At 58.6% G+C, this 10,075-nt stretch carries 12 protein-coding genes; 3 read left to right on the top strand and 9 right to left on the bottom strand.

The annotated features are described in order from the left end of the window. Nucleotides 1-68: 68 nt before the first annotated feature. The gene (locus tag NW863_RS10860) at nucleotides 69-890 is read right to left on the bottom strand and encodes a phosphatidate cytidylyltransferase (RefSeq protein ID WP_414366316.1); all 822 of its coding nucleotides are present in this window, start codon (nucleotides 888-890) and stop codon (nucleotides 69-71) included. A gap of 291 nt (nucleotides 891-1,181) precedes the next feature. Between NW863_RS10860 and pdhA the strand changes: the two genes are divergently transcribed. Continuing rightward, a complete protein-coding gene (pdhA, locus tag NW863_RS10855) occupies nucleotides 1,182-2,183 on the top strand; it encodes a pyruvate dehydrogenase (acetyl-transferring) E1 component subunit alpha (RefSeq protein WP_414366314.1) in 1,002 nt (333 codons plus the stop codon). Between the two features lie 257 nt (nucleotides 2,184-2,440). Further along, nucleotides 2,441-4,021, top strand: a complete 1,581-nt coding sequence (locus NW863_RS10850) for an NAD(P)H-quinone oxidoreductase subunit 4 (protein ID WP_414366312.1) — start codon at nucleotides 2,441-2,443, stop codon at nucleotides 4,019-4,021. 141 nt (nucleotides 4,022-4,162) lie between these two features. Here the strand turns inward: NW863_RS10850 and NW863_RS10845 are convergent, their stop codons facing one another. The 7 genes from NW863_RS10845 to NW863_RS10815 form a co-directional block, all read right to left on the bottom strand. Beyond that, nucleotides 4,163-4,342, bottom strand: coding sequence for a hypothetical protein (locus NW863_RS10845; protein ID WP_414366311.1), 180 nt, complete (start codon nucleotides 4,340-4,342; stop codon nucleotides 4,163-4,165). Between the two features lie 300 nt (nucleotides 4,343-4,642). Continuing rightward, the gene (locus tag NW863_RS10840; RefSeq protein WP_414366309.1) at nucleotides 4,643-5,332 is read right to left on the bottom strand and encodes a V4R domain-containing protein; all 690 of its coding nucleotides are present in this window, start codon (nucleotides 5,330-5,332) and stop codon (nucleotides 4,643-4,645) included. A gap of 312 nt (nucleotides 5,333-5,644) precedes the next feature. Continuing rightward, nucleotides 5,645-6,115 (bottom strand): phycobilisome protein, encoded by a 471-nt coding sequence (locus NW863_RS10835; protein WP_414366307.1) that lies wholly within the window; start codon nucleotides 6,113-6,115, stop codon nucleotides 5,645-5,647. Nucleotides 6,116-6,131: 16 nt separating this feature from the next. Further along, a complete protein-coding gene (locus NW863_RS10830) occupies nucleotides 6,132-6,671 on the bottom strand; it encodes a hypothetical protein (protein ID WP_414366305.1) in 540 nt (179 codons plus the stop codon). 102 nt (nucleotides 6,672-6,773) lie between these two features. Then, complete coding sequence (locus NW863_RS10825) at nucleotides 6,774-7,055, bottom strand: hypothetical protein (RefSeq protein ID WP_414332444.1); 282 nt, start codon at nucleotides 7,053-7,055, stop codon at nucleotides 6,774-6,776. A 52-nt stretch (nucleotides 7,056-7,107) separates the two neighbouring features. Continuing rightward, nucleotides 7,108-7,791, bottom strand: a complete 684-nt coding sequence (locus NW863_RS10820; protein WP_414366304.1) for a V4R domain-containing protein — start codon at nucleotides 7,789-7,791, stop codon at nucleotides 7,108-7,110. A gap of 69 nt (nucleotides 7,792-7,860) precedes the next feature. Further along, a complete protein-coding gene (locus NW863_RS10815) occupies nucleotides 7,861-8,346 on the bottom strand; it encodes a 2Fe-2S iron-sulfur cluster-binding protein (protein ID WP_414332440.1) in 486 nt (161 codons plus the stop codon). 445 nt (nucleotides 8,347-8,791) lie between these two features. Between NW863_RS10815 and NW863_RS10810 the strand changes: the two genes are divergently transcribed. Continuing rightward, nucleotides 8,792-9,304 carry a phycobilisome rod-core linker polypeptide gene (locus NW863_RS10810; RefSeq protein ID WP_414366302.1) on the top strand — a complete coding sequence of 171 codons (513 nt, stop codon included), beginning with the start codon at nucleotides 8,792-8,794 and terminating at the stop codon, nucleotides 9,302-9,304. A 1-nt stretch (nucleotide 9,305) separates the two neighbouring features. Here NW863_RS10810 and NW863_RS10805 read toward each other — a convergent pair. After that, nucleotides 9,306-10,075 (bottom strand): ABC transporter substrate-binding protein (locus tag NW863_RS10805; RefSeq protein WP_414366300.1); only part of this gene is annotated, 770 nt, incomplete at its 5' end.

Here is a 10,075-nt window from a genome sequence, read left to right as displayed (position 1 = left end):
GATTGTCCAACCTTCTAAAGGCAAACTTGTGTCTAGAATCTTCTCGGCTGGGGTGGGAATTATCGCAATTATCGGCTAAAATAGGCGTTGAGCCATTCCAGGCATTCCATGAAGTAAAACACCAACGGCGCGGTAAAGACATAGCTATCGCCCCGATCCAAAATGCCGCCGTGGCCGGGGATGAGATCCCCGGAATCTTTGACGCCGGCATCCCGCTTCATCAGCGATTCCGTTAGGTCGCCCAACAGGCCCGTTAGCCCAATCAGAAACCCCAGCACGCTGCCGCTCCACCAGCGCCAGGGCCAGTTCAGATAGTAGGCTCCGGCCATGGCCAGGGCCATGCTGGCTGCGATCCCGGCCACGGCCCCTTCCACCGTTTTTTTGGGGCTGAGGAGGGAGAGCTTGGTGCGCCCAAAGGCCCGCCCACAGAGGTAGGCCGCTACATCGGCAGCAATGACACAGCCAATAGCCAACAGCGTAATCCACAGCCCTTCCCCCAGTCCTTGGGAAAAAGACAAAGCCCTGACCCGAATCCAGAAGCTGGGCAACAGCGCGCAGTAAAACAATCCCAAAATCGAGGTGGCAATGTCGGCGATGGTGGCCAGCTTGGGCTTAAAGAGCAGATAAAAGCAGATCACAGAACCGGCCACGATAAAAGCAGGGCTGGTCCACTCCGGCTTAACCTGCTGCAAAATCACCAGCACCTGGCTGGAAAACATGGTGGTGCGCATGGCCGGTGCATTGCCCTTGGTCTGCACCAAGCGAAAGAACTCCAGTTGCGCCAGAAAAATAATCAGCCCAATGGCTGCCGTGAAGTACCAGCCCCCTAGCAGGGTGACCGTCAGGGCAAATAGCACCGCCGCAAAACCGCTAACCCAACGGGCTCCCATAGGCGCACCCCGTTATCTTGGCCGGCCCTTCAGCTTCCAGGAGAAGATCCCCCCTAGAAAAAGCCTTTGCCAGGATACCTGCTCTTGCAGTATTCGCCTCAGCGGGACGGAGTTCTGACTTCGATGCGGCTGCTGCAATGGGAATGCCTCCTGCCTTAATCTTTCAGTCTACCCCCCTTCCTCCAGAACTGGGATCCACCTCGATCTCCCCTTCAGCAGGATTGCAAGTGCCCCCAAGCGTGGGATAATTAAAAGACTGCAAAAATGGGTTACCCTTAATCACCTTCCAGCATGGTTCAGGAACTTACCCCTCCCGTGGCTAGTGCTCGCATCTCTGCCGAAGAGGCCCGCATGCTCTACGAAGACATGGTGTTGGGCCGCCTGTTTGAGGACAAGTGCGCCGAAATGTACTACAAGGGCAAGATGTTTGGCTTTGTGCACCTGTACAACGGGCAGGAGGCGGTGTCCACGGGGGTGATCAAGGCGCTCAAGCCCACCGACTACGTGTGCAGCACCTACCGGGATCACGTGCATGCCCTCAGCGCCGGGATCCCCCCGCGGGCGGTGATGGCGGAGCTGTTCGGCAAGGCCACCGGCTGCAGCAAGGGCCGCGGCGGCTCGATGCACCTGTTCTCGGCGGAGCACAACTTTTTGGGCGGCTATGCCTTTGTGGCCGAGGGGATCCCGGTGGCCACAGGGGCGGCCTTTTCGGCCAAGTACCGCGGCACCGACCAGGTGACAGCCTGCTTCTTTGGGGATGGAGCCTGCAACAACGGCCAGTTCTACGAGTGTCTCAACATGGCCGCCCTCTGGAAGTTGCCCATCCTCTATGTGGTGGAAAACAACTTCTGGGCTATCGGCATGGCCCACAAACGGGCCACTTCAGTAACCGACATCTACCTCAAGGGCCCTGCTTTTGGCATGCCCGGCTACCAAGTAGACGGCATGGACGTGCTGGCGGTGCGGGAGGCTGCCCAACAAGCTATTGCCCGGGCCCGCGCCGGGGAAGGCCCCACCCTGCTGGAGTGCATCACCTATCGTTTCCGGGGCCATTCCCTCGCCGATCCTGACGAGCTGCGCAGCCCGGAAGAAAAAGAGTTCTGGCGGCAGCGGGATCCCATTAAGCAACTGGAGCGCTACACCCTCGAACACAACTTGATGACTGAGGCGGACTTCCAGGCCATTCAGGAAAAGGTGAGCGCCGTGATTGAGGATGCCGTCCTTTTCGCGCTGGAAAGTCCTGAGCCTACCCTGGACGAGTTGCACCGCTTCGTTTTCGCCGAAGACGAGTAGATCCTGCCTAGTTCCCAGGTGTCGAGGGAGTGCGGGAGCCGAGACCTGGCTTGGCCAGCCAGGTTCTCTCGCCAACTCTGACGGACTTTCCACCCAGGCCGCCGTTGCCGCTCTCTTGGCGATCCTCGATGCTTAGCATCAGAGAAACCTTCTCCAGATCTGCGCTATTGCGCAGATTTTTTTGTAAAAATCGCTTTCCATTTGTTTACATAGCTTCATATCATTAGTATGTTGAGCATAAGTACTTATTCCCGGCCATGAGTAATTCCCTTGAGTTTCCCTGGCTGTCGGCCCTGGTGCTCCTGCCGCTGCTGGCAGCCTTTGGGATCCCTCTGCTCCCCCAGAGCCGCTGGGCGCGTTGGTATGCCCTGGCGGTGGGGGCTTCGGATTTGGGCCTGATGGTCTATGTTTTCGGGCAGCATTACAACCTGCAGGATTTCTCACTGCAACTGGCAGAACGCTACGCCTGGGTACCCCAAATTGGTCTGCACTGGTCGCTGGCGGTGGATGGCCTGTCCTTCCCGCTGGTGTTGCTTTCGGGCTTGATTACGACTTTGGCGATAGTGGCGGCTTGGGAGGTAGCCCAGAAGCCGCGCCTGTTTTTCTTCCTGCTGCTATTGATGTATGGCGCCCAGGTGGGTGTGTTCTTGGCGCAGGATCTGCTGCTTTTCTTCTTGATGTGGGAGATCGAGCTGGTACCCGTTTATCTTCTCATCTCCATTTGGGGTGGGCCGCAACGCCAGTATGCTGCCACCAAGTTCCTCCTCTACACCGCTGCCGCCTCTATTTTTATTCTGGTGGGATCCCTAGCGATGGCCTTCTACGGCGAGGGCTTCAGCCTGGAGATGGCAGAGCTGGGTGCAAAATCCTACCCGCTGGCCCTGCAGGTCTTGGCGTATGCAGCTTTCCTGATTGCCTTTGGGGTGAAGCTGCCCATTTTTCCGTTTCACACCTGGCTGCCGGATGCCCATAGCGAAGCCTCGGCGCCCATTTCGATGATCTTGGCTGGGGTGCTGCTCAAGATGGGGGGCTACGGCCTCATCCGCCTGAACGTGGGCATCTTGTCGGAAGCCCATGTGTCCTTTGCGCCGGTGCTGGCGGTGTTGGGCACAGTAAACATCATCTACGGGGCCCTGGGGGCTTTGGGGCAAAACCACCTCAAGCGGCGCCTGGCCTATTCTTCCATTGCCCACATGGGCTTTGTGTTGATCGGCATTGCCACTTTTACGGAGCTAGGCCTCAACGGCGCCCTGCTGCAGATGATCTCCCACGGTCTCATTGCGGCGGTGCTCTTCTTCTTGACAGGGATCACCTACGAGCGCACCCACACCCTTGCTCTCGACAAGTTGGGCGGGCTGGCCAAGCAAATGCCTAAGACCTTTGCCCTGTTTACAGCAGGAGCTTTGGCCTCGTTGGCGCTGCCGGGGATGAGCGGGTTCGTGGGTGAGCTGACGGTGTTGCTGGGCTGGACCACCAGCGACGCCTATGCGCCGGCCTTTAAGGCAGGGGTGGCCCTGCTGGCGGCGGTGGGCCTCATTCTTACCCCCATCTACTTGCTCTCCCTGCTGCGGCAGGTGTTCTATGGAGCTCAGGATCCCGGGCTGGTGCTAGAGGAGTATCTGGGGGACATGCGCCCACGGGAAATGGCTGTCGCCCTCTGCCTGCTCTTGCCCATCCTCGGCATCGGCCTCTACCCCCGTTTGGCTACCCAGACCTACGATGTCACGACGGTAGCGGTGGCGGCCCAGTTGCGCAGTGTCCTGCCGACGGAAATTGTGCAACGGCCCCTCTTGCCGGTGCAGCCGGCTCAGGTGGCGGCCTTGCCCCCGACCGATTAGAGGGTGTCGGGATCCCCGCTTTTGCCTTCAACGGAAGAGCTGTTGCTTGAGAAGTCCTCTACCTCAAGTTTCAGCTCTTCTTTTATTTCGAGGTTAAACGTGGGAGGGGGGATTTTTTAGGCTGGAATTCGCTTCTGGCCCCTAGCGAGGATCAGAATGAATGGAGTTGCGTTCGCTCAGGTTGAGCTGCACCACCAGCCACCAAAGGGTAACGTCGGAGTAAGTTGCCCGCCGCTTCAGCCGGGAAATGGAATGAACCGGATTTTGGCTGTCGATCATCCACTCCGAAGCGATGATTTGGCTACGTTGCTGAGCATTCATTGCCTCTCCCCCTTCGCAACTGCTCAAGACTTGGGATAGCTCCTACTTTTAGGATGGCGAATTTGTAGGGGAGCGTGTGAAAAAATATATTACGCAGGGATCCCTAAGGACAGCTAACTTTCTTAGCAACTCGGATCCCGACGGCTGCTCAGTTGAGAACCTACTGGCCGAGGAGCCAAAAAAACTTTGCAAAAGGGTGAGGAATTGAGCAGGGAGAATTGTCTTTGTCTTTACAAGTCTTAAGACCTGGAAAAATTCAATTCTCTCCTTCTCTGCCAGCCTGGAAACAGGGATCCCTCTCTAGGAACCGGCGGCGAGCCGATCCCAAATCTCTTCGTGGGAGAGGCCCTTGCGCACCCATTCTTCACCATTGTGTAGCCGCTGAGCGGTGCCGATGAGAAAGCGGTTGCAGTCGGCTCCCAGGGATTCACAGGTGGTTTGCACACAGACCAGATCCCGGCCCGAGAGCAACGAGAAGAGGCCGGCCAGCATTCCTGCCTCTAGATAGCCGGCAGGCTCCCGCTGCGCAGACAGCTCCTCCGGGCTGAGGCTGGCACGAGCAGCCAGGGCAAAGCCGGAGTTGCGGATCCTAGCCTCCACCAAGCCGCGGTCAGCAGCGGAAAAATCCAGCTCTAGGCGTCCCCAGCCGTGGGTGGCCCAGAGCTCGCTGAGGGCATCGAGGAAGATCCCCAGCGGCAATTCCTGCAACGGCTGTTGGTAGTAGCGGGAGAGTTCGTCTTCGATGCGGCGGAAAAACGCTTCTCCCCACTCGCGACCACAGTTGTAGAGGATGACGCGGGTGGCTTGCCCGGTCTCGTAGCGCAAGCCGGCGTAGATGGCTTCCAGGAGAGGCATGGGAAAGGCTGCCAGGCGGTATCCTCCCCGGCTGTAGAGCAGGCCGCTGTGGATGTCGGGACGGATGTAGTAGGCAGGGCTAAAGCAGTGCCCGGGCAGGATCTGGTCTTGCAGGATCTCTTGCAGGGTAGTCATGGCTTTCCTCTCAGGGAGATGGACGGACTTGAGGGCGGCTGAAACTTAGGCTTTTATGGTCATTTCAAATAAGTTGGTTGCCTGGATCCCAGCTCCCCTCTCCCTCAGGGAGAGGGGCTGGGGGTGAGGGCGAGCTCCCTTGGGGAGAGGGGCTGGGGGTGGTCGCGTGAGCGGCGCGGAGCCCTTGGGCGAGCAGCACGGAGCACTGCGATAGTAGGGAGTGCCTTTATCTGGCCATAGGGAGCAAGGAATGGATGAGCAGGGAGTGGGCTGTATACAGTAATTGGTGGATGGATCGAGAGTCCATTGACTTCAGTTGACCAGCATCGACTTGGCCAAGAGCACGTAGGGGCGGATGGCCTCGCTCTCTTCGGGGCCGAAGACAGCGCTGAGGGAGTCGAGCATCAACTTATAGGCAGGCTGGCACTGGTCACGCATCTTGAAGGACTTCAGGATCGTCTCCAGCCAGTAGAGCAACTTATCCCGCAGGTAATCCTCATCGTTGAGCACCATGGCCAGGCAGCAGTAGCGCCACACCATGCTTAGATCCCGGCGGCAACGCTCCCAGGCCAGGTGCCCATGTTGGCGGGGCAAATTCGGCATCATCGGCTGGAACTTCTCCATCACCCGCTCCACCAGCTCTTGCTCTTTGGCCTGCAGGACTTGATAGAGGCGGACTCGTTTGGGGATCCCTTCCACATAGGCGTGTAGGGTTTTCAGCTCGTCTGGGCGCAGATAGCGGCCCTCACTTTGTTGCATCAGCGCGGTCACCATTGAATTCATAGGAAGCCCCCTTGGTTTAGACGAACATTTGCATCAGGGTGAGCGCTTCTTCCGACGGAGCTGCAGTCTCGGTTTGAGGAGCAAATTCCGGCTCAAGCCGCTCTGGGGAAGGGGTGCAGACAGCCTGTAGCGCTTGCCAGTAGGGGGCAAGCAAACCCTGCTGCTCCGCCGGCAGGGATCCCTGCACCACCGCCTGCAACTGCCGGAGCGCTTCCGGCAAACCCAGATACCGTTCCATCGCCCCACACCTCCATTGCCGCAGGGGCAGGGGATCCCCCAACAACAAGCTCAGGCCCAGGGAGCGCAAGCAGAAGGCCAGTTGCCGGGCCAAGAGGCGCTGAGTGGGGGTGAGAGAGGATTCTGCCTCACCGCTGTACCCGTGCTGTTGCAGAACCTTCTCGATCCACGCCAGCTCTTGTTGTTGCAAGACTTGGTAGAGATCCAGCCGCTCTGGAAAGGAGAGAGCGTAGCGGATGAGATCCTGCAGATCGTCGGGCGTCAGGTAATCCCCTTCTCGATCGGCAATGCGCTCCGGCCAGGAGTGAAGGTCATTCATGGGTGAGGTCTCCTTAAAAAACCCGATTCAAAACCAGTCTCAAAACGAGTCAAAAGATCGAGCAGCTCGAGGAAGCAAAACCCAAGTTGGGGCAAAGCAGGGCTAGAGCAAGGCTCCACCAAACAAAGCGGCAAAATCCTCAAGCGTAAAGGGATCCTCTGGCGGCAGCTCCGGCGGTGGCTCAGGGCGCGGGCGGACGCCCGACCAATTGCAGCCGGCAAAAAACTGCCCTACCGACTGGGCCAAGAACAGGGGGGAGTCCGACAGCGATTCTGGAGCGAAGGGAGCTTTGGCCAAGGGCCGGTTATCCCAGTTCAACCCCTGTAAAAACACCGCCAGCGGCTGGGTTAAGTCCAGATCGGTGTCTAGGTTGAGGGTGACCATGGGCGTTTCTCCAAAGTGGCGGGGGAAGGACTGCAAAAGCCACAGGCAGACCTCACAGTTGGTGCAAACGCTGCTCGATTTCGCGGGCGCTGGCCCCTTCGCTCACCCAGAAATTGGCGGCATCGATGCGCTCTTGCCCGCCCAGCAAAAACTTGCAATAGGTCTCCTCCATGGCGTAGCACTGGATTTCGATGCAGGCCAGCTCGCGGGAAGTCATAGCAGAGAAAAATCCGGCAAATAGCCCGGCATAGAGGTGACAAACCGGCTTGCCCACATCGCCCAAGGTGCGGGCCACCAGCGAGTCAAACAGGTTGATGAATAGGAACCCTTTTTGCTTGGACTCGGTTTCCACCTCCCACTTGCCCCAGCCTTGCGCCGTAAAAGGCCACCACCAGGTCTCCAGCAAAAACAGAAGGTTGGACTGCTTGACCCCAACTCCGTACTCCCGCTCATACCACTGGGAAAAATGCTGGGCATCGCGGCTGCCCCAGTCTCTGCCGATGGTGTACATCACCGCCGCAGAGGCATCGCCCACTTCCCGCTCTAGGCCCGCCTGCAGGCCGACAATGAAGTCTTCGCTGAGCAGCAGGTTTTGGGTGTTGTTCCAGTCGATGATCGTGCCTTGCTCTCGGTTAAAGCGGAAGAAATCGCGGTAGCTGTAGTGGGCGTGCTTGTCGCGGCCCACCGGCATGGTGACTGCGGGACGGGGATCCGGTCGAGTGGTAACGCTGGCCATGGCTTTCTCCTCAACAAAACTGAGCCGTGATCCACTGCAGCAGGAACCCAAGCAGAGTGTTGGGATCCCTTAGGCCTCGCGGGTCTGGGCAAGGGTGCTGCCGATGATGCGGAAGTCTTCGTTTTCCAGTTGCTTGATCGTGGAACGGGTGATGATCTTGCCCTCCTCCACCAAAACGCGCCCTGTTCGGGGGTGCAGCAAGTCTTGTTCGGCCCGCCGACCGATGAGCACCTCGATATCCTTCAGCGAGTTCACGTACATCCCCGGCGGCAGCTCCACCACCACCCCATCGGCCACCACCCGTGCCTGACAGGCCAAGCGGGAATTGCTGCGGGCGCTGGTGATCGTCTCCAGGGTTTTGGCCTCGCGGGGGGTGATGGGGGTGAGGCTCTCCATGCCCTCCTTGACGTAGACATGACAGGTGGCGCAGAGGCCGCGGCCGTTACATTCCTTGGAGACATGGAGCTCCTCCGACAAAATGGCCGACAGCAGATTGCTGTAGGTATCCACCTCCGAGACGCGGGATAGAGGATCTAGCCGGATTTGTTTCACCATAGGTGGGATCCCCAACTTCAAGGCAGACAAAAACTCTGCCGGCAGATACGCCCTGCCGCAAAAGCAATACAAGCGAAAAATCAGTTCCTACTCGTATTCTGGATCTTGACCAGGCTGGGGGAATCAAAACGTCACAATCTTTAACTACGGGTAAGTACGAAAAGTTTCTCCATGTAGAAAGCTGGAAAGTAGAATCACGTAAACTCAAAAAAACTGGGGCCTTCTTGTAAACATTTATCGCAAGCTTCCCCAGTTCAACTTATCGACAAGATAAATCTTGAGTAGGGCTTTTGCTCAGTTGGTCTCCGGGTTGGCATTGACAATTTTTGGATCTGGTTAATGCCGATTGTAAAAGTGTATCGAGCAACTCCATCTTCATCGTTTCTTTAAGTTGACCTCTTGCCCAATCGGTTTTTGTCGGTCGCGTTGCTTGGGAGCTATCGCTATGGAACTACGCCAGCGGGATCCGCAAACGTTGCAAAACCTGTTGCGGGCTGCCTACCAACAGCTTTTGGAACGCCAGCCCTACCAGCACGAGAAGGCGGGAGAGCTGGAAAAAATCGAGCAGGACTTTCTGCGGGGTCGGATTGGGATCAAGCGGTTGGTTCGCCAAATTGGGGGATCCCGGCTCTACCGGCAGCTCTTTTTCAGTGCCGGCTGCAACACCCGCTGTGTGGAGCAGGGTTTTAAGCACTTTTTGGGACGGGCCCCGGCCAGCAAGGAGGAGGTGGCGGCCTACCACGACATTCTGGTGCGCCAGGGCTTTCAGGCCATGGTCAATGCCTTTATCGACTCGGAGGAGTACCGCCACACCTTCGGCAACGACCAACTGCCCCATCCGCGGCAGCGGCTGAGTGGCTGCCCGCCTCTGGCCTACCTGCTGACAGAGCAGATGCACCGGCGCCATGAGCTGGCGATGCAGGGATCCCCACGGCTGCAGAGCTTGGCGGTGATGTAACTCAGGCGGTGGGAGCGGGGAGAAAGTCGAGGCTGTAGGCCTGGCGGACATTGAGGCCAGCTTCGACGATTCCCAGGGCCACCATTTCCTGAAAATAGGTCTGCCAGCGCTGGTGGGTCATGGCGCCGATCCCCAGGGTGGCCGCGTCGCCGGCAGTGAGGAGGCCGTAGTCTTTTAGGGCTTGGTGGGCATAGGCCAGAAGGGCCTCGCTCATGTTGGGGTTGTCCTGGCGGATGAGGCGGTTGCCGGGGCGGGGATCCTCCAGGTAGCTCTGCCAGCCCGCGATGGAGGCGGCCACAAATTTTCGCACCTCCTCCGGGTACCGTTCGGCAAAGGGGCGGGTAGTCTCCAGCGTGGTGGCATAAGGGGAATAGCCGTAGTCGGCCAGCAGGAAGACAACCGGATCAAAGCCGCCCTCCTGGCGCACGCGGAAGGGCTCGGAGGTGACATAGCCCTGCTGGGCAGAGTGTTTGTCCAGCAGGAAGGGGGTGAGGCTGAGGTTGTAGGGACGCTTTTGCTCGTCGGTAAAGCCAAACTTGGCCCGCAAGAAAGGCCAGTAGGTGAGGTTGGCTCCCGGAGAGACCCAGATGGGCTTGCCCCGCAAGTCCTCCAGGCGCTCGATGCCCACGCCCGGATGGGCCAAAAGACACTGGGGATCCTTCTGGAAAAAGGCGGCCACGGTGAGCACGGGGATCCCTGACGGCAGAGCCGCCAGGGCGTCGGGGCTGCCGCCGAGGACAAAGTCCGCTGCTCCTCCAGCCAGCAGTTGCA

It is taken from the genome of Synechococcus sp. B60.1 (assembly GCF_047462555.1).
Classification (GTDB): Bacteria; Cyanobacteriota; Cyanobacteriia; order Thermostichales; family Thermostichaceae; genus Thermostichus.
Note: the sequence above shows the minus strand (reverse complement) of the source record. Positions and strands in the feature narration are given on the sequence as shown.

What these genes read in the sequence shown, in the direction of transcription:
- NW863_RS10860 (WP_414366316.1), bottom strand. Translation starts at nt 890, where the DNA reads ATGGGAGCCCGTTGGGTTAGCGGTTTTGCGGCGGTGCTATTTGCCCTG.
- pdhA (WP_414366314.1), top strand. Translation starts at nt 1,182, where the DNA reads ATGGTTCAGGAACTTACCCCTCCCGTGGCTAGTGCTCGCATCTCTGCC.
- NW863_RS10850 (WP_414366312.1), top strand. Translation starts at nt 2,441, where the DNA reads ATGAGTAATTCCCTTGAGTTTCCCTGGCTGTCGGCCCTGGTGCTCCTG.
- NW863_RS10845 (WP_414366311.1), bottom strand. Translation starts at nt 4,342, where the DNA reads ATGAATGCTCAGCAACGTAGCCAAATCATCGCTTCGGAGTGGATGATC.
- NW863_RS10840 (WP_414366309.1), bottom strand. Translation starts at nt 5,332, where the DNA reads ATGACTACCCTGCAAGAGATCCTGCAAGACCAGATCCTGCCCGGGCAC.
- NW863_RS10835 (WP_414366307.1), bottom strand. Translation starts at nt 6,115, where the DNA reads ATGAATTCAATGGTGACCGCGCTGATGCAACAAAGTGAGGGCCGCTAT.
- NW863_RS10830 (WP_414366305.1), bottom strand. Translation starts at nt 6,671, where the DNA reads ATGAATGACCTTCACTCCTGGCCGGAGCGCATTGCCGATCGAGAAGGG.
- NW863_RS10825 (WP_414332444.1), bottom strand. Translation starts at nt 7,055, where the DNA reads ATGGTCACCCTCAACCTAGACACCGATCTGGACTTAACCCAGCCGCTG.
- NW863_RS10820 (WP_414366304.1), bottom strand. Translation starts at nt 7,791, where the DNA reads ATGGCCAGCGTTACCACTCGACCGGATCCCCGTCCCGCAGTCACCATG.
- NW863_RS10815 (WP_414332440.1), bottom strand. Translation starts at nt 8,346, where the DNA reads ATGGTGAAACAAATCCGGCTAGATCCTCTATCCCGCGTCTCGGAGGTG.
- NW863_RS10810 (WP_414366302.1), top strand. Translation starts at nt 8,792, where the DNA reads ATGGAACTACGCCAGCGGGATCCGCAAACGTTGCAAAACCTGTTGCGG.